Annotated in this window: 36 protein-coding genes; all 36 read right to left on the bottom strand. The window is 35.7% G+C overall.

Going from position 1 to position 22881, the window contains the following annotated elements:
* Positions 1–32 precede the first annotated feature (32 nt).
* On the bottom strand, positions 33–947 hold the full coding sequence (locus JJQ60_RS16665) for a dimethylarginine dimethylaminohydrolase family protein (RefSeq protein WP_201922937.1): 915 nt from the start codon (positions 945–947) through the stop codon (positions 33–35).
* A gap of 213 nt (positions 948–1160) precedes the next feature.
* Positions 1161–2447 carry a citrate synthase gene (locus JJQ60_RS16660; RefSeq protein WP_201922934.1) on the bottom strand — a complete coding sequence of 429 codons (1287 nt, stop codon included), beginning with the start codon at positions 2445–2447 and terminating at the stop codon, positions 1161–1163.
* Positions 2448–2622: 175 nt separating this feature from the next.
* Complete coding sequence (gene eno, locus JJQ60_RS16655; RefSeq protein ID WP_201922923.1) at positions 2623–3912, bottom strand: phosphopyruvate hydratase; 1290 nt, start codon at positions 3910–3912, stop codon at positions 2623–2625.
* A 185-nt stretch (positions 3913–4097) separates the two neighbouring features.
* A complete protein-coding gene (gene carA, locus JJQ60_RS16650; protein WP_201922920.1) occupies positions 4098–5213 on the bottom strand; it encodes a glutamine-hydrolyzing carbamoyl-phosphate synthase small subunit in 1116 nt (371 codons plus the stop codon).
* Between the two features lie 133 nt (positions 5214–5346).
* Positions 5347–5820, bottom strand: a complete 474-nt coding sequence (gene rplQ, locus JJQ60_RS16645) for a 50S ribosomal protein L17 (protein WP_201922907.1) — start codon at positions 5818–5820, stop codon at positions 5347–5349.
* Between the two features lie 60 nt (positions 5821–5880).
* Complete coding sequence (locus JJQ60_RS16640) at positions 5881–6873, bottom strand: DNA-directed RNA polymerase subunit alpha (RefSeq protein WP_024770856.1); 993 nt, start codon at positions 6871–6873, stop codon at positions 5881–5883.
* Between the two features lie 24 nt (positions 6874–6897).
* On the bottom strand, positions 6898–7503 hold the full coding sequence (gene rpsD / locus JJQ60_RS16635) for a 30S ribosomal protein S4 (protein WP_201922904.1): 606 nt from the start codon (positions 7501–7503) through the stop codon (positions 6898–6900).
* Positions 7504–7632: 129 nt separating this feature from the next.
* The gene (gene rpsK, locus JJQ60_RS16630; protein ID WP_025666464.1) at positions 7633–8016 is read right to left on the bottom strand and encodes a 30S ribosomal protein S11; all 384 of its coding nucleotides are present in this window, start codon (positions 8014–8016) and stop codon (positions 7633–7635) included.
* 8 nt (positions 8017–8024) lie between these two features.
* Complete coding sequence (gene rpsM / locus JJQ60_RS16625; RefSeq protein ID WP_201922894.1) at positions 8025–8399, bottom strand: 30S ribosomal protein S13; 375 nt, start codon at positions 8397–8399, stop codon at positions 8025–8027.
* A 2-nt stretch (positions 8400–8401) separates the two neighbouring features.
* Positions 8402–8518: a type B 50S ribosomal protein L36 gene (gene ykgO, locus JJQ60_RS16620; protein ID WP_073316873.1), complete on the bottom strand. Its 117-nt coding sequence runs from the start codon at positions 8516–8518 to the stop codon at positions 8402–8404.
* 119 nt (positions 8519–8637) lie between these two features.
* A complete protein-coding gene (gene infA, locus JJQ60_RS16615; protein ID WP_008613577.1) occupies positions 8638–8853 on the bottom strand; it encodes a translation initiation factor IF-1 in 216 nt (71 codons plus the stop codon).
* Complete coding sequence (gene secY / locus JJQ60_RS16610; RefSeq protein WP_201922892.1) at positions 8853–10193, bottom strand: preprotein translocase subunit SecY; 1341 nt, start codon at positions 10191–10193, stop codon at positions 8853–8855. Before secY ends, infA begins: the two co-directional genes overlap by 1 nt.
* 10 nt (positions 10194–10203) lie before the next feature.
* On the bottom strand, positions 10204–10656 hold the full coding sequence (gene rplO, locus JJQ60_RS16605) for a 50S ribosomal protein L15 (protein ID WP_201922889.1): 453 nt from the start codon (positions 10654–10656) through the stop codon (positions 10204–10206).
* A 9-nt stretch (positions 10657–10665) separates the two neighbouring features.
* The gene (gene rpmD, locus JJQ60_RS16600) at positions 10666–10845 is read right to left on the bottom strand and encodes a 50S ribosomal protein L30 (RefSeq protein WP_103863696.1); all 180 of its coding nucleotides are present in this window, start codon (positions 10843–10845) and stop codon (positions 10666–10668) included.
* Positions 10846–10855: 10 nt separating this feature from the next.
* Complete coding sequence (gene rpsE / locus JJQ60_RS16595) at positions 10856–11380, bottom strand: 30S ribosomal protein S5 (RefSeq protein WP_201922886.1); 525 nt, start codon at positions 11378–11380, stop codon at positions 10856–10858.
* Between the two features lie 6 nt (positions 11381–11386).
* A complete protein-coding gene (gene rplR, locus JJQ60_RS16590; RefSeq protein WP_201922883.1) occupies positions 11387–11743 on the bottom strand; it encodes a 50S ribosomal protein L18 in 357 nt (118 codons plus the stop codon).
* Between the two features lie 10 nt (positions 11744–11753).
* Positions 11754–12296, bottom strand: coding sequence for a 50S ribosomal protein L6 (gene rplF, locus JJQ60_RS16585; protein ID WP_201922880.1), 543 nt, complete (start codon positions 12294–12296; stop codon positions 11754–11756).
* A 20-nt stretch (positions 12297–12316) separates the two neighbouring features.
* Positions 12317–12715 carry a 30S ribosomal protein S8 gene (rpsH, locus tag JJQ60_RS16580; protein ID WP_201922878.1) on the bottom strand — a complete coding sequence of 133 codons (399 nt, stop codon included), beginning with the start codon at positions 12713–12715 and terminating at the stop codon, positions 12317–12319.
* Between the two features lie 68 nt (positions 12716–12783).
* A complete protein-coding gene (gene rpsN / locus JJQ60_RS16575; protein ID WP_140597674.1) occupies positions 12784–13053 on the bottom strand; it encodes a 30S ribosomal protein S14 in 270 nt (89 codons plus the stop codon).
* Between the two features lie 2 nt (positions 13054–13055).
* Entirely contained in the window at positions 13056–13607 is a 552-nt protein-coding gene (gene rplE, locus JJQ60_RS16570; protein WP_201922875.1) for a 50S ribosomal protein L5, read from the bottom strand.
* 2 nt (positions 13608–13609) lie between these two features.
* Positions 13610–13921, bottom strand: coding sequence for a 50S ribosomal protein L24 (gene rplX, locus JJQ60_RS16565; protein ID WP_201922871.1), 312 nt, complete (start codon positions 13919–13921; stop codon positions 13610–13612).
* Between the two features lie 13 nt (positions 13922–13934).
* Positions 13935–14303 (bottom strand): 50S ribosomal protein L14, encoded by a 369-nt coding sequence (rplN, locus tag JJQ60_RS16560; protein ID WP_027411971.1) that lies wholly within the window; start codon positions 14301–14303, stop codon positions 13935–13937.
* A 2-nt stretch (positions 14304–14305) separates the two neighbouring features.
* Positions 14306–14563, bottom strand: coding sequence for a 30S ribosomal protein S17 (gene rpsQ / locus JJQ60_RS16555; protein ID WP_034243856.1), 258 nt, complete (start codon positions 14561–14563; stop codon positions 14306–14308).
* 12 nt (positions 14564–14575) lie between these two features.
* Positions 14576–14770 carry a 50S ribosomal protein L29 gene (gene rpmC, locus JJQ60_RS16550; protein WP_024770872.1) on the bottom strand — a complete coding sequence of 65 codons (195 nt, stop codon included), beginning with the start codon at positions 14768–14770 and terminating at the stop codon, positions 14576–14578.
* A gap of 11 nt (positions 14771–14781) precedes the next feature.
* Positions 14782–15201 carry a 50S ribosomal protein L16 gene (gene rplP, locus JJQ60_RS16545; RefSeq protein ID WP_025666451.1) on the bottom strand — a complete coding sequence of 140 codons (420 nt, stop codon included), beginning with the start codon at positions 15199–15201 and terminating at the stop codon, positions 14782–14784.
* 20 nt (positions 15202–15221) lie between these two features.
* Complete coding sequence (rpsC, locus tag JJQ60_RS16540) at positions 15222–15947, bottom strand: 30S ribosomal protein S3 (protein WP_201922868.1); 726 nt, start codon at positions 15945–15947, stop codon at positions 15222–15224.
* 8 nt (positions 15948–15955) lie between these two features.
* Complete coding sequence (rplV, locus tag JJQ60_RS16535; RefSeq protein WP_201922866.1) at positions 15956–16363, bottom strand: 50S ribosomal protein L22; 408 nt, start codon at positions 16361–16363, stop codon at positions 15956–15958.
* Positions 16364–16371: 8 nt separating this feature from the next.
* Positions 16372–16650, bottom strand: coding sequence for a 30S ribosomal protein S19 (gene rpsS, locus JJQ60_RS16530; RefSeq protein WP_019386271.1), 279 nt, complete (start codon positions 16648–16650; stop codon positions 16372–16374).
* Between the two features lie 6 nt (positions 16651–16656).
* Positions 16657–17481, bottom strand: coding sequence for a 50S ribosomal protein L2 (gene rplB / locus JJQ60_RS16525; protein ID WP_201922854.1), 825 nt, complete (start codon positions 17479–17481; stop codon positions 16657–16659).
* A gap of 9 nt (positions 17482–17490) precedes the next feature.
* Positions 17491–17781 (bottom strand): 50S ribosomal protein L23, encoded by a 291-nt coding sequence (rplW, locus tag JJQ60_RS16520; RefSeq protein WP_201922850.1) that lies wholly within the window; start codon positions 17779–17781, stop codon positions 17491–17493.
* Positions 17782–17787: 6 nt separating this feature from the next.
* A complete protein-coding gene (rplD, locus tag JJQ60_RS16515; protein ID WP_201922847.1) occupies positions 17788–18417 on the bottom strand; it encodes a 50S ribosomal protein L4 in 630 nt (209 codons plus the stop codon).
* Positions 18417–19034 (bottom strand): 50S ribosomal protein L3, encoded by a 618-nt coding sequence (gene rplC / locus JJQ60_RS16510; protein WP_201922844.1) that lies wholly within the window; start codon positions 19032–19034, stop codon positions 18417–18419. Before rplC ends, rplD begins: the two co-directional genes overlap by 1 nt.
* A gap of 173 nt (positions 19035–19207) precedes the next feature.
* Positions 19208–19513 carry a 30S ribosomal protein S10 gene (rpsJ, locus tag JJQ60_RS16505; protein WP_010181931.1) on the bottom strand — a complete coding sequence of 102 codons (306 nt, stop codon included), beginning with the start codon at positions 19511–19513 and terminating at the stop codon, positions 19208–19210.
* 11 nt (positions 19514–19524) lie between these two features.
* Complete coding sequence (fusA, locus tag JJQ60_RS16500; protein WP_201922841.1) at positions 19525–21651, bottom strand: elongation factor G; 2127 nt, start codon at positions 21649–21651, stop codon at positions 19525–19527.
* A 12-nt stretch (positions 21652–21663) separates the two neighbouring features.
* Entirely contained in the window at positions 21664–22140 is a 477-nt protein-coding gene (gene rpsG / locus JJQ60_RS16495; RefSeq protein WP_201922837.1) for a 30S ribosomal protein S7, read from the bottom strand.
* 23 nt (positions 22141–22163) lie between these two features.
* Positions 22164–22538: a 30S ribosomal protein S12 gene (gene rpsL, locus JJQ60_RS16490; protein ID WP_024770883.1), complete on the bottom strand. Its 375-nt coding sequence runs from the start codon at positions 22536–22538 to the stop codon at positions 22164–22166.
* Positions 22539–22881: the final 343 nt, after the last annotated feature.

Here is a 22881-nt window from a genome sequence, read left to right as displayed (position 1 = left end):
TTGCTAGTTTATAAAACTATTACTATATAAAATTAATCTCTTATTAATGGCATTGTGGTACACCGCAATAAACCTTCTTGTTTTGCTATTTCTGAATAAGGTACTTCTTCAACAGTAATATTAAGGCTTCTTAGCCAGGTATTTAATCGTATAAAGTTTTTTTCAGAAATCACCACATCTTCAGCAATTGAAAAGATATTAGAATTCATATGATACATTTCATTTTTATCGATATGAAATAAATTATCCATGCCAAAAAAATCTACTAAATATTCATAATCCCTTGGGTTTCTAAATCCTTCTTTATGAATTATCGCTTTATTCGTACCCACAGGTTGAAAACAGCAATCTAAATGCAAGGCGTTATCTTTAGGATCTTTCATTGATTTGTTGAGATCAAACTCTTTTACCGTTTTATTCGGAAAAAGTGATTCGATGTAAGCGACTCCTTTCATGTTAGTACGTGCAACAATACAATCAGGATAATCATCTCCTTTATAGGTTCCAATAAAAATATGATCATTATGAATCATAATATCCCCTCCTTCAAAATGAATATCTTCTGATGGTGCTTTATAGACTTTATCCGGATCGATCTCATCGATTACATGTTGAATTGCTTTGATTTCTTTTTCTCGATCTGGAAGAATATTTGATTTTATAAATTTATCTTCGATCACCAAAGCTATATCTCTTGAAAATATTTGATTATAATCCTGAATGATTTCTGGCCTATATACTTTCACATCATATTTATGTAAAACTTTGGCTACTGCTTCCATTTCAAGAACCATATCAGATTCCTTAGGATATGTTCCTGCTTTTATATGCTCTATAGATTTAGGATCATAGGCTTCTTCCAGTTTAGGTACAGGACCGTTGCTTACCGCAGTTCCTAATACCACAGCTCTAAGTCTAGAGGTTTCGTTTTGTATGTTTAAGTTCAAAAAATCAAGTTTTTAAGTGTAACTAATATTCTTAACCTGAGTAGTCCCACAAATATATAAATAGACACTTGTACTGCACTAACTTTCTTTAAAAAAGTCACTATAATATTATCAAAAATTAAAAAAAACAATGAATCTTAATTCGTTTTTTAAAAATTCAATAAAAAAAGCGTTGAATTTCTTCAACGCCTATATGTTATATTAGTATCCGGTTTATCGTTCAGAAATTTCTTTAAAAGCTCTAAGGTTTTCACCGATATAAATTTGTCTAGGTCTACCTATAGGTTCTTTACGAAGACGCATTTCTCTCCATTGTGCTATCCATCCTGGTAGTCTACCTAAAGCAAACATTACGGTAAACATTTCAGTAGGGATTCCTAATGCTCTATAGATAATTCCTGAATAGAAATCTACGTTTGGATATAATTTTCTTTGCACAAAGTATTCATCCTTAAGCGCCACTTCTGCTAATCCTTTTGCAATATCAAGAACTGGATCTTCTATACCAAGATCTCCTAACACTTCGTCTGCAGCTTTTTTGATAATCTTTGCTCTTGGGTCGAAATTTTTATATACCCTATGCCCAAACCCCATTAATCGGAAAGGATCATTCTTGTCTTTTGCTTTTGCTATATATTTTGCAGTATCTCCACCATCTTCTTTTATTGCTTCAAGCATTTCTATCACTGCTTGGTTTGCACCTCCATGAAGTGGACCCCAAAGCGCAGATATCCCTGCTGATAAGGATGCAAATAATCCTGCATGGGAAGATCCTACTATCCTAACTGTAGATGTTGAACAATTTTGCTCATGATCTGCATGAAGAATTAATAATTTATCTAATGCTTCATTCACTATTTTATTGGCTACATAAGTTTCGTTTGGTTTGGCAAACATCATTTTATGTAAATTCTCTACATATCCCAGAGAATTATCACCATAATCAAGTGGAAGGCTCTTTCTTTTTCTCATTGTCCAAGCTGCAAGTACAGGGAATTTTGCTAAAATTTTAACAATTGCTCCATACATTTCTTCTTCTGAATCTACATCTACAGATCCAGGATTAAAAGCAATTAAAGCACTTGTTAATGAAGACAGCACACCCATTGGATGAGCGCTTTTTGGAAACCCATCAAGGATTTTCTTCATATCTTCATCTACCTGAGATTCCTCTTTGATGTCTTTATCAAATTTTGATAATTGTTCTTCAGTTGGTAACTCTCCAAAAATTAATAAAAAACATACTTCAAGAAAGTCTGCTTTTTCAGCTAGTTCTTCGATAGAATATCCACGATATCTTAAGATTCCTTTTTCTCCATCAAGAAAAGTGATAGCACTCTCACAACTTCCAGTATTTTTGTATCCAGGATCAATTGTAGTAATCCCACCAGTTGCTCCTCTAAGCGCTTTAATATCAATTCCTAATTCGTTCTCTGTTCCTTTAATTATTGGAAACTCATGTTTCTTACCGTCGATTTCTAACGTAGCTATTTTTGACATTTGATTATTTTAGAATTTTGCTTGTTATAAGGGTCGCTAAAATACGAAATATAGTGTTAATATATTATTAATCGTTACATGATTTTTAGCCTTACAAAGTATTTTCAAAATTATTCGCAAAAAAAATAGGCTATCTGATCAGATAGCCTATTTTTTTATCAATTCAATTATATTATCACTTAACTTTAAAAGCCTTTTCTTTTGGATAATACGCTACTGAACCTAACTCTTCTTCAATACGTAATAATTGATTGTATTTTGCCATTCTATCACTACGAGAGGCTGATCCTGTTTTGATTTGACCTGTATTTAAGGCTACAGCAAGATCTGCAATTGTATTATCTTCAGTTTCTCCAGAACGGTGAGACATTACAGAAGTATACCCTGCATTATGAGCCATATTAACAGCTGCAATAGTTTCAGTAAGTGTTCCTATTTGATTTACCTTGATTAAAATAGAATTTGCTATTCCGTTTTCGATTCCTCTTGATAGTCTTTCCACGTTAGTAACGTATAAATCATCTCCTACTAACTGTACTTTATCTCCAATCTTATCTGTAAGATATTTCCATCCATCCCAATCATTTTCGTCCATACCATCTTCGATAGAAATGATCGGATATTTTGAAGCCAATTCTGCAAGATAATCTGCTTGTTCTTCGCTTGTACGCACTTTACCTGTATCACCTTCAAATTTTGTGTAATCATATTTCCCGTCTACGTAAAACTCTGCAGCTGCACAATCTAAAGCTACCATCACTTCGTCTCCAAATTTATATCCAGCTTTTTCTACTGCTAGTGCAATTGAATCTAGAGCATCTTCGGTACCATCTAATGTTGGCGCAAAACCACCCTCATCTCCTACAGCGGTACTTAATCCACGATCATGTAATACTTTTTTCAGGTTATGAAAAATCTCAGTTCCCATTTGCATAGCCTGTGTAAAGTTCTCAGCCTTTACTGGCATTACCATAAACTCTTGAAAAGCTATTGGAGCATCACTATGAGAACCTCCATTAATGATATTCATCATTGGAACCGGCAGTGTGTTAGCACTTACTCCTCCTACATATCTATACAAAGGCATATTAAGCTCATTAGCTGCAGCTTTAGCAGCGGCCAAAGAAACACCTAATATTGCATTTGCACCTAATTTTGATTTATTTGGTGTACCATCAAGATCGATCATGGTTTTATCTAACAAATTTTGATCGAATACAGAATACCCAATTAATTCTTCAGCTATTATAGAATTTACATTTTCAACAGCTTTAAGAACTCCTTTACCCATGTAACTTTTTCCTCCATCTCTCAATTCTACCGCCTCATGCTCTCCTGTAGAAGCTCCAGAAGGAACAGCTGCTCTTCCTAAAACTCCATTTTCAGTAATCACGTCTACTTCTACAGTTGGGTTACCACGTGAATCTAAAATCTGTCTTGCGTGAATATTAATAATTATACTCATGTTTATTTTAATTTTTGTTGGATAATTTTAATTCTTTGCAATATACGAAACCAACATATTCTAAGCCCTTTGTAAATCCCTTAATTTACTACGAAAACCGCAATACTACTTACAAGTTATTAACTATAACGTTATAGATTAAGATGTTATCAAACAACAAGAATTATATACAAAGAATCAAAGTTTTATGCTGTAATTTTTGCGTTTTTGATATTCTCGATAAATTGATCAAACAGATACGTTGAATCATTTGGTCCCGGACTCGCTTCAGGATGATATTGTACAGAGAAGCAGTTCTTATTTTTCATTTTGATCCCAGCTACAGTATGATCATTAAGATGAACATGTGTGATTTCTACATCTGCGTGTTTTTCTGTTTCTTCTCTATTAATAGCAAAACCATGATTTTGAGAAGTAATCTCCCCTTTACCACTTACCATATTTTTCACAGGATGGTTTATTCCTCTATGTCCGTGATGCATTTTATAGGTACTAATACCATTAGCTAATGCTATGACCTGATGTCCAAGACATATACCAAATAAAGGTAAATCTCTCTTAATAATTTCCTTTGCAGTATCGATAGCTTGAGTAAGAGGTTCTGGATCTCCAGGTCCATTGGATAAAAAATATCCATCTGGTCCCCATTCACTCATTTCAGCGAATGTCGCATCATAAGGAAATACTTTAATATAAGCATCTCTACTAGCTAGATTGCGCAATATATTTTTCTTTATCCCTATATCTAAAGCCGAAATCTTATGAGTAGCATTAGGGTCACCATAAAAATATGGTTCTTTAGTGGATACTTTAGAAGCCAATTCAAGCCCTTTCATATCTGGCACTTCTGCTAATCTCTTTTTCAACTTATCTATATCATCAACCTCTGTAGATATTACGGCATTCATAGCTCCGTTATCTCTTATATAACTCACTAAAGCTCGAGTATCTACATCAGATATAGCCAAAAGATTATGCTTTTCTAAAAATTCTTGCAAAGAACTATCTGCCATTACTCTTGAATATTCGTAACTAAAATTCTTTACAATTAAACCAGCAATTTTAATTGAATCTGATTCTACTTCTTCCTCATTAGTACCGTAGTTACCAATATGAGCATTAGTAGCCACCATAAGTTGCCCATAATACGAAGGATCCGTAAAAATTTCCTGATACCCTGTCATACCGGTATTAAAACATACTTCACCAAAAGCACTACCTTCTTTTCCAACGGCTTTACCGTGAAAAATTGTGCCGTCTGCTAATAAAAGAATCGCTTTTTTTCGAGATTGATATTTCATCTTTTTTCTAAATATATTTTACACTATCATTTCCGTTTAAGGTGGAAAAATGCCCTTTCAAAATTATTCAAAAAAAAAGGATAAACGCCAAACGTTTATCCTTTTTATATTATGTGTTATTCACACTTTTCATCTATTCTTCTTCAGAATTAGCAGTTTCTGGAGCTGGAGCCGCTGGTGCACTAGCTTTCTTACTTCTACCTCTTCGAGTTGATTTCTTCTTAGCAGGTTTACCAGCATTATAAAGCTCGTTATAATCTACTAATTCTATCATTGCCATATCGGCGTTATCTCCCAGACGATTTCCAAGTTTAATAATTCTTGTATATCCTCCTGGTCTATCACCAACCTTAGTAGCAACTTCTCTAAATAATTCTGTAACTGCATATTTGTTACGCAATTTACTAAATACGATACGACGATTGTGTGTAGTATCTTCTTTAGACTTAGTTACTAATGGTTCTACAAATTGCTTAAGCGCTTTTGCCTTTGCTACTGTAGTATTGATTCTTTTATGCTCAATTAAAGAACAAGCCATATTCGCAAGCATTGCTTTACGGTGTGCTGTCTTTCTACCTAGGTGATTTACTTTTTTTCCGTGTCTCATGACATTTAATTTTAATCATCATCTTGCTACAACCCACTTTGAGGAGCAAATTATGATGGATTAGTCTTTATCTAACTTGTATTTAGAAAGATCCATACCAAAGTTAAGTCCTTTAACATTTACCAGCTCTTCAAGCTCAGTTAAAGATTTCTTTCCAAAGTTACGGAACTTCATTAAATCATTTTTATTATAAGATACTAGATCTCCTAATGTATCCACTTCTGCCGCTTTTAAACAATTAAGTGCACGTACAGAAAGATCCATGTCGATCAATTTAGTTTTTAACAACTGTCTCATGTGAAGTGATTCTTCATCATAAGTTTCTGTTTGAGCAATCTCATCAGCCTCTAATGTAATACGCTCATCAGAGAATAACATGAAGTGATGGATTAATATTTTTGCAGCTTCGGTTAACGCATCTTTAGGATGGATAGAACCATCTGTTACGATTTCGAAAACTAATTTTTCGTAATCCGTTTTTTGCTCTACACGATAATTTTCAATGCTATACTTAACATTTTTTATCGGCGTGTAAATAGAATCTGTAAAGATTGTTCCGATAGGAGCGTTAGCTTTCTTATTTTCTTCAGCAGGAACATAACCTCTACCTTTTTCGATAGTAATTTCAAGGTTAAGTGCTACTTTTTTATCCATATTACAGATAACCAAATCAGGATTTAGTACCTGGAATCCAGAAATAAACTTTTGGAAATCACCAGCAGTTAATTGCTCTTGACCAGAAATAGATATTGTAACAGATTCGTTATCTATATCCTCAATCTGACGCTTAAAACGTACTTGCTTAAGGTTTAAGATAATTTCTGTAACATCTTCTACTACTCCAGAGATTGTAGAAAATTCGTGATCAACACCTTCTATTCTAAGAGAAGTTATAGCGAATCCCTCTAAAGAAGATAGCAAAACTCTTCGTAAAGCGTTACCAACTGTCAATCCATATCCCGGTTCTAATGGTCTAAATTCAAACTTACCATCGAACTCGGTTGAGTCGATCATGATAACTTTATCGGGCTTCTGAAAATTTAATATTGCCATATTGTTGTTTCTTCTTTAGCGTTATTACTTAGAGTATAATTCGACAATGAATTGTTCATTAATGTTTTCCGGAATTTGAATTCTAGCCGGAACAGACACAAAAGTACCTTGCTTTGTATCGTTATTAAATGTAATCCACTCATATACTTTGCTATTATTAGCAAGTGAATTCTGGATTACTTCTAATGATTTTGATTTTTCTCTTACTCCAACAACATCTCCTGCTTTTAATTGATAAGAAGGGATATTTACCTGTTGTCCATTAACGGTGATATGTCTATGAGAAACTAATTGTCTTGCTCCTCTACGAGAATTTGCTAATCCCATTCTGAATACTACATTATCCAAACGAGATTCACATAATTGAAGTAATACTTCACCGGTAATACCTTGGGCACGAGTTGCTTTTTCAAACATATTACGGAATTGACGTTCAAGTACTCCATAAGTGTACTTGGCTTTTTGCTTTTCCATTAACTGGATAGCATATTCACTTTTCTTACCTCTACGTCTGTTGTTTCCGTGTTGACCAGGAGGGTAATTTCTTCTTTCGAATGACTTATCGTCTCCGAATATCGCTTCTCCAAATTTACGAGCGATTTTAGTTTTTGGACCAGTATATCTTGCCATTATTAATAATTTAGTTTTAAGAGGTGATTATGAATTAAGGTCTCTTTCCTTCGATAATCATTTTTCCTCTTTTAGATTACTTATTGTTTTAATATAAAGAGATCCCGAACTCAAGGTTCGGGATAAAAATTATACTCTACGTCTTTTAGGAGGACGACAACCGTTATGAGGCATAGGAGTTACATCGATAATCTCTGAAACCTCTATTCCTGAGTTGTGAAGAGAACGTATTGCTGATTCTCTACCATTACCAGGACCTTTAACGTATACTTTTACTTTCTTAAGTCCTGCTTCGATAGCTACTTTAGAAGCATCTTCGGCAGCTAGCTGCGCAGCATATGGAGTGTTCTTTTTAGAACCTCTGAATCCCATTTTACCGGCAGAAGACCAAGAAATCACGTCTCCTTTTTTATTGGTTAACGAAATAATAATGTTGTTGAAAGAAGCTGTAACGTGTGCTTCACCTACAGACTCAACAATTACTTTACGTTTTTTTGAAGTTGACTTTGCCATACTACTTATTATTTAGTTGCTTTTTTCTTGTTAGCAACTGTTTTTCTTCTTCCTTTACGTGTTCTAGAGTTATTCTTAGTACGTTGCCCTCTAAGTGGTAAACCAGCTCTGTGACGTATACCCCTATAACATCCTATATCCATAAGACGCTTGATATTTAACTGTACTTCAGAACGTAATTCTCCTTCTATGGTATAGGCTCCTACAGCTTCACGGATACGACCAATTTGATCATCATCCCAATCAGAAACTTTTATACTTTCATCTACTTTGGCATTGGCTAAAATCTCTTTAGCTCTACTTCTACCAATTCCGAAGATATAGGTTAATGCTATAACTCCTCGCTTTTGTTTAGGTATATCTACCCCTGCAATTCTTGCCATAATTACCCTTGTCTTTGTTTAAATCTAGGATTCTTTTTATTAATTACGTAAAGTCGGCCTTTTCTACGCACAATCTTGCACTCGGCACTTCTCTTTTTTAATGATGCTCTTACTTTCATCTCTTTGTATTTAATTCTTGAAAACGATCAATACCGTTTTTAAGAAGGTATCATTAACAAGATTTTTTCAGCCTGCAAAATTACAGAAAAAATCTTAAATAACAATATTTATTAAATTATTAGTATCTATATGTTATACGAGCCTTAGTTAAATCGTAAGGACTCATTTCTAATTTTACTTTATCTCCTGGTAATAATTTTATATAATGCATACGCATTTTTCCAGAGATATGAGCTGTTACAACATGACCGTTTTCTAGTTCTACACGAAACATTGCATTAGATAATGCCTCGATAATACTTCCGTCTTGTTCTATTGCTGGTTGCTTTGCCATTATGCTACTGCTTTACGGTTTTTACCGGTTTTCATTAATCCATCATAATGTCTATTTAACAAGTAAGAATTAACCTGTTGCATAGTATCTATTGCTACACCTACCATAATCAGTAGTGATGTCCCTCCAAAAAACAACGCCCATCCTTGTTGCACATCTAACAACTTTACTGCGATTGCCGGAAATATTGCAATTAACGCTAGAAAAATTGATCCTGGTAAGGTGATCTGCGACATAATTTTATCCAAATACTCAGCAGTTTCTGTTCCTGGTCTAATACCCGGAATAAAACCTCCACTTCGCTTCAGGTCATCAGCCATTTTGTTCGTTGGAACCGTAATAGCCGTATAGAAATATGTAAACACTATAATTAACAATGCAAACACCAAATTATACCACAATCCAAAAATATCACTAAACGCTGCAGTTACCCCTTGAGCTGCTTCAGAATCAGACATACTTGCAGCCACAAAACCAGGAACAAACATAATTGCCTGAGCAAATATAATTGGCATAACACCTGATGCATTAAGCTTTAAAGGAATATATTGTCTTGATCCGAAAACATTCTTTTCATAACCACCACCGGCGGTTCTTCTTGCATATTGAACTGGTATTTGACGCACGGCCATTACTAACAATACTGATGCCAGTATAATCACAAACCATATTACTAATTCGATCAATACCATAATTATATCACCACCTTCACCCGATGTTCTAGAAATGAAGTTTTGCACAAATGACTGCGGTAAAGTAGCAATAATACCCACCATAATTAATAATGAGATACCATTACCTATACCTTTATCCGTGATTTTTTCACCAAGCCACATTGCAAAAATACAACCTGTTGATATAATAATTACAGAAGACACAACAAAAACGGTTTGGTTTGGAATAACAAAAGCTTCTGCCGGTAATGTTGCAAATAAATTATAGATATAACCAGGTCCTTGAACCAGTGTAATAGCGATAGTTAACCAACGTGTTATTTGGTTAATCTTTTTTCTACCACTTTCTCCTTCTTTTTGTAATTTTTGCAGATAAGGAATAGCAATTCCCATCAACTGCACAACAATAGAAGCAGATATATATGGCATAATACCTAAAGCAAATACTGAGGCATTAGCAAAAGCTCCTCCTGTAAATGCATTAAGCAGTCCTAAAATACCATCTTGAGTTTGAGTACCCAATTCGGCTAATTGTGCTGCATCTACTCCTGGAAGTACAACTTGTGCTCCAAAACGATATACTAAAAGTAGTCCTAGAGTAACTAAGATCCTATTTTTTAGCTCTTCGATTTTCCAAATGTTTTTTATTGTATCAATAAATTTCATGAATTGTCTATTATAAGGTTACTGCTTCACCACCTGCCGCTTCTATTGCTGCTTTTGCTGTGGCTGTAAATTTGTGAGCTGAGACTTTCAACTTCGCCTTCAATTCACCTCTTCCCAGTATCTTAACCAAATCATTTTTTCCAGCAAGGCGTGTAGCTAAAATTACATCAAGATCTACAGTATCTGTAATCTTCCCATCATCTACTAATTTTTGTAGGGTGTCTAGGTTAATTCCTTGATACTCTTTTCTATTAATGTTTTTGAAACCAAACTTAGGCACACGTCTTTGAAGTGGCATCTGACCACCTTCAAAACCGATCTTTTTAGAATACCCAGAACGTGATTTCGCTCCTTTATGACCACGAGTAGCAGTTCCGCCTTTTCCAGAACCTTGTCCACGACCTACTCGCTTACTGTTATTTTTTACTGAACCTGCAGCAGGTTTTAAGTTACTTAAATCCATGTGCTTATATTATTTTGTTTCTATTGAAACTAAATGTTTAACTTTATTTACCATCCCAAGGATATTAGGAGTATCATCGTGCTCCACAACCTGGCCGATCTTTTTAAGACCTAGAGCCTCTAAGGTTCTCTTTTGTCTTTGAGTGCGATTAATTGCACTTTTTACTTTAGTAATTTTAATCTTTGCCATCGTTTCCTATTTATCCTTTAAACACTTTTTCAAGTGAAACTCCACGTTGTTTTGCTACTTGCTGTGCACTACGCATTTGCAATAAAGCATCAAACGTTGCTTTCACCACATTGTGTGGGTTAGACGATCCTTGGTTCTTAGATAGTACATCATGCACTCCTACAGATTCTAGTACTGCACGGATAGCACCACCAGCGATTACTCCGGTACCAGTTGCGGCAGGCATAAGCAATACTCTTGCTCCTCCATACTTCCCTTTTTGCTCATGTGGCAATGTACCTTTATGTAATGGAATACGAACCAAATTCTTTTTTGCATCTTCTACTGCCTTAGCGATAGCTTCTGCTACCTCTTTAGACTTTCCTAAACCGTGTCCTACAACACCGTTTTCATCACCTACAACTACGATTGCAGAGAAACCAAATGCTCTACCACCTTTTGTTACTTTAGTAACACGTTGTACACCAACTAAACGATCTTTAAGTTCTAGTCCACTTGGTTTTACTAATTCTGCGTTTTTATATTTCTGATACATAATTTCTTAGAATTTTAGTCCTGCTTCTCTAGCACCGTCTGCTAATGATTTTACTCTTCCGTGATATAAATATCCTCCTCTATCAAAGGATACGGTTTCAACACCTGCTTTTTTAGCTTTTTCTGCAAGAGCTTTTCCTACTAGCCCTGCAATTTCTACTTTGTTTCCAGTTGCTGAAGCAATGTCTTTATCTCTTGAAGAAGCTGCACTGATAGTTTTACCAGTTACATCATCTATGATTTGCGCATAGATTTCTTTATTACTTCTAAAAACAGATAATCTAGGACGTTGTTCTGTTCCGCTAACACTACCGCGGATACGCTTTCTTATCTTTAATCTTCTTAAATCTTTTGAGAATGCCATAACTTCGTTATTATGCAGATTTACCTGCTTTTCTTCTTAATTGTTCTCCTACGAATTTAATTCCCTTCCCTTTGTAAGGCTCTGGCTTACGGAAGCTTCTGATCTTAGCAGCTACCTGTCCAACTAATTGCTTATCATGAGAAGTTAATTTTACGATAGGGTTTTTACCTTTTTCTGAAATAGTTTCAACTTTTACCTCTGGTGCTAAGTCTAATACTATGTTATGAGAGAATCCTAAAGCCAAATCTAATTTTTGACCTTGATTAGAAGCTCTATAACCTACTCCTACCAATTCTAATTCTTTGGTAAAACCTTCAGAAACTCCAACTACCATATTTTGGATCAAAGCTCTGTATAAACCGTGCTTTGCTTTATGATCTTTGGCATCACTAGGTCTTTCTAGAACTACCTGGCCTTCCTCAACTTTTACACCAACACTGTCGATTTCCTGAGAAAGCTCTCCTAATTTTCCTTTAACAGTAACAACATTACCTGTCACTTCAACAGTGACACCAGACGGAATAGTTACTGGATTTTTTCCTATTCTTGACATTTCTTTTGTCTTTTATACTGTTAATATACGTAGCAAAGTACTTCTCCACCTACATTCTCTTGTCTTGCCTGCTTACCGGTCATAACACCGTGAGAAGTAGACACGATAGCGATCCCTAATCCGTTAAGGATTCTAGGAATGTCATTAGATCCTGCATATTTACGTAAACCAGGTTTACTGATTCTTTGTAATTCTTTAATTACAGGCTCTTTTGTCATTTTATCGTACTTAAGTGCGATTTTGATAGTACCTTGTACTGTGTTATCTTCAAACTTATAACTTAAAATATATCCTTGATCGAATAATATTTTTGTGATCTCTTTTTTAACCTTTGATGCAGGGATCTCAACTACTCTGTGTTGAGCACTATTTGCATTACGAATTCTGGTTAAATAATCTGCTATAGGATCTGTATTCATTATATATAATTTATGGTCTTGGTTTTCGACTTCTTTAGTCGAACCTTAAACCAATTAATTTTTTATTCTTACCAACTAGCTTTTGTTACTCCTGGAATTAATCCTTTGTTAGCCATCTCTCTGAACGTTACACGAGAAATTCCAAACTGACGCATATATCCTTTTGGTCTTCCTGTAAGTTTACAGCGATTGTGCATACGGATAGGAGAAGCATTTTTTGGCAACTTTTGTAATGCTTCATAATCACCAGCTTCTTTTAAAGCTTTGCGTTTTTCTGCATATTTAGCTACAGTTTTTGCTCTCTTCACCTCACGGGCTTTCATTGATTCTTTAGCCATAATTAATTCTTTTTAAAAGGTAATCCTAGTTCGGTTAACAATGATTTTGCTTCTTTATCGGTATTTGCCGAAGTTTCGAATGTGATATTCATTCCAGAGATCTTATTTACTTTATCAATATCAATTTCTGGGAAAATAATCTGTTCAGTAATTCCTAAAGAGTAATTACCTCTACCATCAAAACCTGTAGCTTTAATTCCGCTAAAATCTCTTACACGTGGTAATGCAGAAGTAATCAAACGATCTAAAAATTCGTACATTCTTTCTCCTCTTAACGTAACTTTAGCACCAATTGGCATTCCTTTACGTAATTTAAAAGAAGCAACATCCTTCTTAGAAATCGTTGGTATAGCTTTCTGACCAGTGATTGTTGTCAATTCATCTACTGCGTAGTCAATTAACTTTTTGTCAGCTACCGCTGCACCTATACCTCTACTTAAAACAATTTTTTTAAGCTTTGGCACTTGCATTACATTACTATAGCTGAATTCTTCTGTAAGAGCTGACACTACTCTGTCTTTATACTCTTGTTTTAATCTTGGGATATAAGCCATAACTATATTACTTCATTAGATTTTTTAGAAAATCTCACTTTCTTATCTCCTTCTACTCTATATCCAACTCTAGTTGTTTCTCCTTTAGAAGTTAACAATGATAGGTTAGAAATATGAATAGGAGCTTCTTGCTTTACAATTCCACCTTGTGGATTAGTAGCACTAGGCTTCTGGTGTTTAGACACGAGGTTAACACCTTCTACGATCGCCTTGTTTTTATCTTTCAATACTTTTTGCACCGTACCTTCTTGACCTTTATTGTCTCCAGCGATAACTCGTACTGTATCTCCTGATTTAATTTTTAGCTTTGTCATCTTCTCAAATGTTTTAAAGCACTTCTGGCGCTAGTGAAACAATCTTCATGAATTGCTTATCACGAAGTTCTCTTGCAACAGGACCAAATACACGTGTACCTCTCATTTCTCCCGCAGGATTCAATAACACACATGCATTATCGTCGAAACGAATATATGAACCATCTGGTCTGCGCACTTCTTTTTTAGTACGAACAACAACTGCAGTTGAAACAGCTCCTTTTTTAATGTTTCCATTAGGAGTTGCTTCCTTTACACTGACAACGATTTTGTCTCCTACAGAGGCGTATCTTCTTCCTGTACCACCTAAAACACGGATAACTAAAACTTCTTTACCACCTGTGTTATCGGCTACTTTTAATCTAGACTCTTGTTGTACCATAATTACTTCGCTCTTTCAATTACTTCTACTAATCTCCAGCATTTGGTTTTACTCATAGGTCTTGTTTCCATGATCTTTACAGTATCACCAATATTGCAGTCATTTTTCTCGTCGTGTGCAACGTATTTTTTCGTTTTTAACACGAATTTTCCGTACATAGGATGTTTCACTTTTTTAACTTCAGAAACCACGATTGATTTCTGCATTTTGTTACTAGTAACAACTCCTATACGTTCTTTTCTTAAGTTTCTTTTTTCCATCTTTCAGCAGAATTAACCGTTTAATTCTCTTTTTGTTAGCTCTGTAGCCATTCTTGCAATAGATCTTCTTACTTTACGTAATTGTAAAGGGTTTTCTAATGGAGACATAGCGTGAGCCATTCTTAAATCTGAATACGCTTTTTGCGTTTTACCAAGTTCTTCTTGTAATTCAGCTGTAGATAATTCTTTAACTTCTGATTGCTTCATAATTCTCAATTTTAAGCTTGATAATCTCTAGCTACGATAAACTTAGTTTTAACAGGAAGCTTTTGTGCTGCCAGACGTAAAGCTTCTTTAGCTACGTCATAAGGCACGCCACTTATTTCGAATAATATTCTTCCTGGTTTTACTACTGCTGCCCAATACTCAACAGCACCTTTTCCTTTACCCATACGTACTTCAAGAGGTTTCTTTGTAATAGGCTTGTCCGGGAAAATTTTAATCCACAGAGAACCTTCTCTTTTCATATAACGAGTTGCAGAAATACGAGCTGCTTCAATTTGTCTAGCTGTAACAAAACTTGAATCTAATGATTTGATTCCGAAAGTACCGTTAGAAAGGGTATGTCCTCTTTGAGAAAGACCCTTCATACGTCCTTTTTGTTGTTTACGGAATTTTGTTCTTTTAGGCTGTAACATTGTTAATTTACTTTAAAAAATTACTTTCTACGACGTGATTTATTATTTCCACCACTTCGTCCACCTCTGTCACCTTTTCCTTGTTTTTTGGATAAACCAACTAAAGGAGAAAGCTCTCTTTTACCATATACTTCGCCTTTCATGATCCATACTTTCACACCCAGCCTACCATAAGTAGTATGAGCTTCTACTAAAGCATAATCTATGTCAGCTCTAAATGTTGATAAAGGAATACGACCTTCTTTATAAGACTCTGAACGTGCCATTTCAGCTCCATTCAAACGCCCTGAAATCTGGATTTTGATACCTTCTGCATTCATTCTCATCGCAGCCGCGATAGCCATCTTGATAGCACGACGATATGAAATACGACTTTCAATCTGTCTTGCTACACTAGAACCTACCAAAAATGCGTCAAGTTCTGGTCTTTTGATTTCAAAAATATTGATCTGAACTTCCTTTTCAGTAATCTTCTTAAGCTCTTCTTTTAACTTGTCTACCTCCTGACCACCTTTTCCGATAATAATACCGGGTCTGGCAGTGGTGATAGTAACGGTTACAAGTTTAAGCGTACGCTCAATAATTACTCTAGATACACTAGCCTTTGATAAACGTGCGTGTACGTACTTTCTAATCTTATCGTCTTCGGCAAGTTTATCACCGTAGTCATTACCTCCATACCAGTTGGACTCCCATCCTCTGATGATACCAAGGCGATTTCCGATTGGATTTGTCTTCTGTCCCATAGTTTATATTAGCTTTGTGTATTATTTTTTGCTGCAACCACTATAGTAACGTGATTAGAGCGTTTTCTTATTCTGTGTGCACGACCCTGTGGAGCAGGACGAAGTCTTTTTAACATACTTCCTCCATCTACACGAATCTCTTTTACAAAAAGATCTGCATCTTCGATGCTAGCGTCTTCATTTTTCGCCTGCCAGTTAGCAATTGCAGAAAGCAATAACTTTTCTAAACGACGCGATGCTTCTTTAGGATTAAATCTAAGAATCTGAAGCGCTTTTTCAACTTTCTCACCACGAACTAAATCTGCAACTAAACGCATTTTACGAGGTGACGTAGGACAGTTATTAAGTTTAGCAAAAGCAATTTGCTTTTTCTCTTCCTTAATTCTTTCTGCCATTTCTCTTTTACGAACTCCCATGACTTAAATTATTTTTTACCTTTATTTTTAGCACCAGCGTGTCCTCTAAATGAACGTGTTGGCGAAAATTCTCCTAATTTATGACCTACCATATTCTCGGTAACATATACCGGTACGAATTGGCGACCATTATGAACTGCGATTGTTTGCCCTACAAAGTCAGGAGTAATCATAGATGCTCTAGACCAAGTCTTAATCACAGACTTTTTATTAGCTTCTACATTTGCAGCTACTTTTTTCTCTAACTTATAGTGAACGTAAGGTCCTTTTTTTAATGAACGTGCCATATCTTATTATTTCTTTCTACGTTCTACAATATACTTATTACTCGCTTTCGTCTTAGAACGGGTTCTAAATCCTTTTGCAGGAAGACCTTTTCTAGAACGTGGGTGACCTCCAGAAGAACGTCCTTCACCACCACCCATTGGATGATCAACAGGGTTCATCGCTACTGGTCTTGTACGTGGACGACGACCTAGCCATCTTGTTCTACCCGCTTTACCTCCAACGATCAACTGGTGATCACTGTTAGATATAGCTCCAATGGTAGCCATACAGTTAACTAGTATCATTCTAACTTCTCCAGAAGGTAATTTTACCGTAGCAAATTTACCATCTCTAGCCATAAGCTGAGCAAAAGATCCAGCACTACGCGCCATAACAGCACCTTGACCTGGTCTTAATTCGATACAAGAAATAATAGTTCCTAATGGAATATCACTAAGCGGCATAGCATTACCAATTTCTGGAGCGACACCGCTACCAGAAACGATATTTTGACCAACTTGTAAACCATTTTGAGCGATAACATAACGCTTTTCACCATCTTGGTAATTTACAAGCGCTATAAATGCAGTTCTGTTTGGATCGTATTCTATTGTTGCAACGGTAGCAGGAACCCCCTGCTTATCACGTTTAAAATCAATAATACGATACCTTCTCTTATGACCACCACCTTTATAGCGCATGGTCATTTTTCCTTGACTGTTTCTACCTCCAGATCTCTTTTTCGGAGCCAATAGGCTTTTTTCCGGCTTATCAGTAGTAATGGCGTCAAACCCATTAACTACTCTAAAACGCTGACCTGGGGTAATTGGTTTTAATTTTCTTACTGACATTTTTTAGTCTTAAAGATTACTATATAAATCAATTACATCACCTTCCGCCACCTGTACAATTGCTTTTTTATAAGCACTTGTTTTACCAGTGATCATTCCCGTTTTTGTATAACGAGTTTTGCGATCTGGGCGAACATTTATTGTACGAACTTTAGTAACAGATACACCATAAGCAGCTTCAACTGCTTTTTTGATCTCTACCTTATTCGCTTTCTTATCAACTACAAAACCATAGCGGTTAAACACCTCACTATCAGCAGTAGCCTTTTCCGTAATAATAGGTTTTATTAAGATACTCATGGCTTCTTATTTACTTAAATTCATTTCAATTCCTTTCAAAGAACCTTCCAAAAGTATAACACTATTTGCATTAAGTATTTTATAAGTACTTAATTCTGAAGCAGTTATAACTTCTGAACCTTTAAAATTGCGTGACGACAAATATACATTTTTATTTGACTCAGCCAACACAAACAAAGATTTTTTGTTTTCAAGTCCTAATGACTTTAAAACTGCAGTAAAATTCTTCGTTTTTATAGTATCAAAAGTAAAGTCCTCTACAACCGTAATTGCTTTGTCATTTGCTTTAATACTTAACGCAGATTTACGTGCTAATCTCTTTAAGTTCTTATTTAATTTAAAAGAGTAGTTACGTGGTCTAGGACCAAAAACTCTTCCTCCTCCTTTAAAAATTGGAGACTTGATACTACCTGCTCTGGCCGTACCTGTTCCTTTTTGCTTCTTGATCTTTCTGGTACTACCAACAATCTCTGCACGCTCCTTAGCTTTGTGAGTTCCTTGACGTTGATTAGCCAAGTACTGCTTTACATCTAAGTATACCGCATGATCATTAGGCTCAATACCGAAAACAGCGTCTGAAAGGTCTGCCTTTCTTCCTGTTTCTTTTCCGTTTATATCAATTACCGCTACTTTCATTACTTCTGAATCGTTACATAAGCGTTTTTATGTCCAGGAACACATCCTTTAACAACAAGTAAGTTCTTTTCCGGAACTACTTTTAACACTCTTAAGTTTTGAACTTTTACTTTTTCTCCACCCATTCTTCCTGCCATTTTCATTCCTTTGAAAACTCTTGCAGGATAAGATGCAGCACCTATCGAACCAGGAGCTCTTAAACGGTTATGCTGACCATGAGTTGCTTGTCCAACACCACCAAAATTGTGTCTTTTTACAACCCCTTGAAAACCTTTACCTTTTGAAGTTGCTGAAACGTCAACAAATTCTCCTTCAGTAAAATGCTCAACAGTTACCGTATCTCCTAATTTGTACTCCTCATCAAAACCTTTGAATTCGACAACTTTACGTTTAGCAACAGTTCCTGCTTTCTTAAAGTGCCCTAGAGCCGCTTTAGTAGCATTTTTGTCTGCTTTGTCATCGAAACCTAGCTGAACAGCTTCATAACCGTCAACTTCTTCAGTTCTGACTTGGGTAACCACGCATGGCCCAGCTTCGATCACAGTACATGGAATGTTCTTTCCATTCTCGTCGAAGATGCTGGTCATACCGATCTTTTTTCCTATTAACCCAGACATATTTATTAATTATTAATTAGTATTCTCTTTTGATTTTTGCAAAAAAACAGGGCTAAAATACGTTCAACCCTGAAATGTATTTTTTGCCGTTTTTCCCTTGCACGCAGCTTGGGACATGTCACTTCGACTTTGCTCAGTGATCTTTTGGATCACTGAACAAAACCTGAAGCTAATTATACTTTGATCTCAACTTCAACTCCACTTGGTAATTCCAACTTCATCAACGCATCAATCGTTTTTGAAGAAGAGCTATAGATATCCAAAAGTCTTTTATAAGAACTTAATTGGAATTGCTCTCTGGATTTTTTGTTTACGTGCGGAGAACGAAGCACAGTAAAAATCTTCTTATGTGTTGGCAAAGGAATTGGCCCAGTTACTACAGCACCTGTACTCTTTACCGTCTTAACGATTTTCTCAGCAGATTTATCTACTAAATTATGATCGTAAGATTTTAGTTTTATTCTAATTTTTTGACTCATTTCTGTAATAATTAAGCGTTAACTCCTTTTGCAGCTGCAATTACTTCTTCTGAAATATTAGAAGGAGTCTCAGCATAGTGAGAAAATTCCATTGTAGAGGTTGCTCTACCAGATGACAATGTTCTTAATGATGTTACATATCCAAACATTTCTGAAAGAGGAACAATTGCTCTAACAACTTTTGATCCTGAACGGTCACTCATGTCATTAACCTGACCTCTACGTCTATTTAAATCACCTACGATATCACCCATGTTTTCTTCTGGAGTTAATACCTCTAGTTTCATGATTGGCTCCATGATTACAGCTCTTGCGGCTTTAGCAGCAGCTTTGTAACCTAGCTTAGCAGCCAATTCGAATGATAACTGATCAGAATCTACGTCATGGTAAGATCCATCTGTAAGCGTAACTTTCATAGAATCCATTTCGTATCCTGCTAAAGGTCCATTCTTCATAGCCATTTTAAATCCTTTCTCAACAGAAGGAACAAATTCTTTAGGAACGTTACCACCTTTAATCTCAGAAACAAACTCAAGTCCGGTTTTACCTTCTTCAGCAGGCTCCATAGTAAATACAATATCTGCGAATTTACCACGACCACCAGACTGCTTCTTATACACCTCTCTATGATCTGCACGAGCAGTAATAGCTTCCTTGTACTCAACCTGAGGCTGACCTTGGTTTACTTCTACTTTGAATTCACGCTTTAAACGATCAACAATAATATCTAAGTGAAGCTCTCCCATACCAGAAATAATAGTCTGACCTGAAGCCTCATCTGTTCTTACAGTAAATGTAGGATCTTCTTCAGCCAATTTAGCTAAAGCCATACCTAACTTATCTACATCAGCTTTAGTTTTTGGCTCTACAGCGATACCAATCACCGGATCAGGGAAATCCATCGATTCTAAAACAATAGGATGTTTCTCATCAGATAATGTGTCTCCAGTTTTAATATCTTTAAAACCTACAGCTGCACCAATATCTCCAGCTTCTATATAATCGATTGCATTTTGTTTGTTAGAATGCATTTGGTAAATACGTGAAATACGTTCTTTCTTTCCAGAACGGTTATTCAACACATAAGAACCTGCATCTAATCTTCCTGAATATGCACGGAAGAATGCTAAACGACCTACAAATGGATCTGTAGCAATTTTAAATGCTAATGCAGAAAATGGCTCCTTAACATCAGGCTTACGAGAAATCTCTTCGTCTGTGTTAGGATCAGTACCTACAATTGCATCCTTATCTGTAGGAGAAGGTAAGTAACGGCATACAGCATCTAATAAGAACTGCACTCCTTTATTTTTGAAAGCAGATCCGCATACCATTGGTATAATAGACATATCCATTACAGCAGCTCTAAGTGCAGCGTGCACTTCGTCTTCAGTAATTGAATCCTCATCTTCCATATACTTCTCAAGAAGGTTTTCATCATACGCAGCAACCTCTTCAATAAGTTTACCACGAAGTTCTTTAGCCTCTGCTTTAAGATCTTCAGGAATATCAATAACATCAAAGGTAGCTCCTTGAGTTTCATCATGCCATACAATAGCACGGTTTTTTACAAGATCAACAATACCTTTAAAATCAGCTTCGTCACCAATATTTAATACGATAGGCACTGCATTAGAACCTAACATTTCTTTAACCTGATTACACACTGCCAAGAAATTAGATCCCTGACGGTCCATTTTATTTACAAATCCCATTCTTGGAACTTTGTAATTATCAGCAAGTCTCCAGTTAGTTTCTGATTGTGGTTCAACACCATCAACAGCACTAAACAAGAACACTAACCCGTCTAATACTCTTAAAGAACGGTTTACCTCAACTGTAAAGTCAACGTGACCTGGAGTATCAATAATATTAAAATGATATCCTTTTGCATCAGCAGTTGGTTTACCATTTTCTGTAGGGAAGTTCCATGTACATGTTGTAGCAGCAGATGTGATCGTGATACCACGCTCCTGCTCTTGCTCCATCCAATCCATAGTAGCTGCACCATCATGCACCTCACCTATTTTATGACTAACACCTGTATAATATAGTATACGCTCAGTCGTTGTAGTTTTCCCTGCGTCGATATGCGCAGCAATTCCTATGTTTCTAGTATATTTTAAATCTCTAGCCATTTCTGTTATTGATTAAAATCTAAAGTGTGAGAATGCTTTATTTGCTTCAGCCATTTTATGAGTATCTACTCTTTTCTTAACAGCAGCTCCTTCTTCTTTTTCTGCAGCAATTATTTCTGCAGCAAGTTTCTGAGCCATAGATTTCTCATTTCTTTTACGCGCAAATTGAATCAACCACTTCATAGCAGTAGATATTTTACGGTCTGGTCTGATTGGATTAGGAATCTGAAAAGTAGCTCCACCTACTCTACGGCTTCTTACTTCTACGTGAGGCATTACATTAGAAAGTGCATCTTTCCACATTTCTAGTGCAGTTTTCTCATCGTTTTGTTTTTTCTCATCTACGATATCTATTGCATCGTAAAAAATTCTAAAAGCAGTTGACTTTTTACCATCCCACATCATCATATTTACAAAACGAGTCACTAATTGATCGTTAAAACGTGGATCTGGCAAAATAGGTCTTTTTTTAGCCTTTCTTTTTCTCATGTCTTCTTCTTAAAGTTTTTTAATTACTTCTTAGGGCGTTTTGCACCATACTTAGATCTACGCTGTGTTCTACCTTCAACACCAGCGGTGTCTAAAGCTCCACGAACGATATGATATCTAACTCCTGGTAAATCTTTTACCCTTCCACCTCTAACTAATACTATCGAGTGCTCTTGAAGATTGTGTCCTTCACCACCGATGTACGCATTTACTTCTTTACCATTAGTCAACCTAACACGCGCTACTTTACGCATCGCAGAGTTTGGTTTCTTAGGAGTAGTAGTATAAACACGCGTACAAACACCGCGGCGTTGCGGGCACGAATCCAAAGCAGCCGATTTACTCTTCTTAGTTATTTTGGCTCTACCTTTTCTTACTAATTGTGAAATTGTTGGCATAATTTGCTTTACACTATTATTAATATATTTTATAATATCCCTTTTTAAAGGGCTGCAAAGGTAGAAATATTTTTCAGCAAATCAAATCCTAAGAGATTAATTTTCAAATAAGTTGAAAATAAAGTCGAATAACAAGAATCCAAACATAAAATCAAATCTCCAACTAATTCACTGAAGCACAAAAATTATCTAAAAAACCATTCAATTAAACCCAAAAACACATTGCCTAAAACAAAAAATTCTTAAGAAAAACCAAAGAATTACCAGAGAAAACCCTGAGATCAGGATGAGATTTTTTCAGGAAAAAGAAACAAAAATCACTTCTTGTGCAGATTTAATTACA

Origin of the sequence: Aquimarina mytili, from assembly GCF_016735115.1 — a bacterium.
In the GTDB taxonomy this organism is placed as follows: domain Bacteria; phylum Bacteroidota; class Bacteroidia; order Flavobacteriales; family Flavobacteriaceae; genus Aquimarina; species Aquimarina mytili.
This window is presented reverse-complemented; position numbering and strand designations above follow the sequence as displayed.

What these genes read in the sequence shown, in the direction of transcription:
- JJQ60_RS16660 (WP_201922934.1), bottom strand. Translation starts at nt 2,447, where the DNA reads ATGTCAAAAATAGCTACGTTAGAAATCGACGGTAAGAAACATGAGTTT.
- eno (WP_201922923.1), bottom strand. Translation starts at nt 3,912, where the DNA reads ATGAGTATAATTATTAATATTCACGCAAGACAGATTTTAGATTCACGT.
- carA (WP_201922920.1), bottom strand. Translation starts at nt 5,213, where the DNA reads ATGAAATATCAATCTCGAAAAAAAGCGATTCTTTTATTAGCAGACGGC.
- rplQ (WP_201922907.1), bottom strand. Translation starts at nt 5,820, where the DNA reads ATGAGACACGGAAAAAAAGTAAATCACCTAGGTAGAAAGACAGCACAC.
- JJQ60_RS16640 (WP_024770856.1), bottom strand. Translation starts at nt 6,873, where the DNA reads ATGGCAATATTAAATTTTCAGAAGCCCGATAAAGTTATCATGATCGAC.
- rpsD (WP_201922904.1), bottom strand. Translation starts at nt 7,503, where the DNA reads ATGGCAAGATATACTGGTCCAAAAACTAAAATCGCTCGTAAATTTGGA.
- rpsK (WP_025666464.1), bottom strand. Translation starts at nt 8,016, where the DNA reads ATGGCAAAGTCAACTTCAAAAAAACGTAAAGTAATTGTTGAGTCTGTA.
- rpsM (WP_201922894.1), bottom strand. Translation starts at nt 8,399, where the DNA reads ATGGCAAGAATTGCAGGGGTAGATATACCTAAACAAAAGCGAGGAGTT.
- ykgO (WP_073316873.1), bottom strand. Translation starts at nt 8,518, where the DNA reads ATGAAAGTAAGAGCATCATTAAAAAAGAGAAGTGCCGAGTGCAAGATT.
- infA (WP_008613577.1), bottom strand. Translation starts at nt 8,853, where the DNA reads ATGGCAAAGCAACCAGCAATAGAACAAGACGGAAGTATTATCGAGGCA.
- secY (WP_201922892.1), bottom strand. Translation starts at nt 10,193, where the DNA reads ATGAAATTTATTGATACAATAAAAAACATTTGGAAAATCGAAGAGCTA.
- rplO (WP_201922889.1), bottom strand. Translation starts at nt 10,656, where the DNA reads ATGGATTTAAGTAACTTAAAACCTGCTGCAGGTTCAGTAAAAAATAAC.
- rpmD (WP_103863696.1), bottom strand. Translation starts at nt 10,845, where the DNA reads ATGGCAAAGATTAAAATTACTAAAGTAAAAAGTGCAATTAATCGCACT.
- rpsE (WP_201922886.1), bottom strand. Translation starts at nt 11,380, where the DNA reads ATGTATCAGAAATATAAAAACGCAGAATTAGTAAAACCAAGTGGACTA.
- rplR (WP_201922883.1), bottom strand. Translation starts at nt 11,743, where the DNA reads ATGGCATTCTCAAAAGATTTAAGAAGATTAAAGATAAGAAAGCGTATC.
- rplF (WP_201922880.1), bottom strand. Translation starts at nt 12,296, where the DNA reads ATGTCAAGAATAGGAAAAAATCCAGTAACTATTCCGTCTGGTGTCACT.
- rpsH (WP_201922878.1), bottom strand. Translation starts at nt 12,715, where the DNA reads ATGAATACAGATCCTATAGCAGATTATTTAACCAGAATTCGTAATGCA.
- rpsN (WP_140597674.1), bottom strand. Translation starts at nt 13,053, where the DNA reads ATGGCTAAAGAATCAATGAAAGCCCGTGAGGTGAAGAGAGCAAAAACT.
- rplE (WP_201922875.1), bottom strand. Translation starts at nt 13,607, where the DNA reads ATGGCTTATATCCCAAGATTAAAACAAGAGTATAAAGACAGAGTAGTG.
- rplX (WP_201922871.1), bottom strand. Translation starts at nt 13,921, where the DNA reads ATGACAAAGCTAAAAATTAAATCAGGAGATACAGTACGAGTTATCGCT.
- rplN (WP_027411971.1), bottom strand. Translation starts at nt 14,303, where the DNA reads ATGGTACAACAAGAGTCTAGATTAAAAGTAGCCGATAACACAGGTGGT.
- rpsQ (WP_034243856.1), bottom strand. Translation starts at nt 14,563, where the DNA reads ATGGAAAAAAGAAACTTAAGAAAAGAACGTATAGGAGTTGTTACTAGT.
- rpmC (WP_024770872.1), bottom strand. Translation starts at nt 14,770, where the DNA reads ATGAAGCAATCAGAAGTTAAAGAATTATCTACAGCTGAATTACAAGAA.
- rplP (WP_025666451.1), bottom strand. Translation starts at nt 15,201, where the DNA reads ATGTTACAGCCTAAAAGAACAAAATTCCGTAAACAACAAAAAGGACGT.
- rpsC (WP_201922868.1), bottom strand. Translation starts at nt 15,947, where the DNA reads ATGGGACAGAAGACAAATCCAATCGGAAATCGCCTTGGTATCATCAGA.
- rplV (WP_201922866.1), bottom strand. Translation starts at nt 16,363, where the DNA reads ATGGGAGTTCGTAAAAGAGAAATGGCAGAAAGAATTAAGGAAGAGAAA.
- rpsS (WP_019386271.1), bottom strand. Translation starts at nt 16,650, where the DNA reads ATGGCACGTTCATTAAAAAAAGGACCTTACGTTCACTATAAGTTAGAG.
- rplB (WP_201922854.1), bottom strand. Translation starts at nt 17,481, where the DNA reads ATGTCAGTAAGAAAATTAAAACCAATTACCCCAGGTCAGCGTTTTAGA.
- rplW (WP_201922850.1), bottom strand. Translation starts at nt 17,781, where the DNA reads ATGAGTATCTTAATAAAACCTATTATTACGGAAAAGGCTACTGCTGAT.
- rplD (WP_201922847.1), bottom strand. Translation starts at nt 18,417, where the DNA reads ATGAAAGTAGCGGTAATTGATATAAACGGAAAAGAAACAGGAAGAAAG.
- rplC (WP_201922844.1), bottom strand. Translation starts at nt 19,034, where the DNA reads ATGTCTGGGTTAATAGGAAAAAAGATCGGTATGACCAGCATCTTCGAC.
- rpsJ (WP_010181931.1), bottom strand. Translation starts at nt 19,513, where the DNA reads ATGAGTCAAAAAATTAGAATAAAACTAAAATCTTACGATCATAATTTA.
- fusA (WP_201922841.1), bottom strand. Translation starts at nt 21,651, where the DNA reads ATGGCTAGAGATTTAAAATATACTAGAAACATAGGAATTGCTGCGCAT.
- rpsG (WP_201922837.1), bottom strand. Translation starts at nt 22,140, where the DNA reads ATGAGAAAAAGAAAGGCTAAAAAAAGACCTATTTTGCCAGATCCACGT.
- rpsL (WP_024770883.1), bottom strand. Translation starts at nt 22,538, where the DNA reads ATGCCAACAATTTCACAATTAGTAAGAAAAGGTAGAGCCAAAATAACT.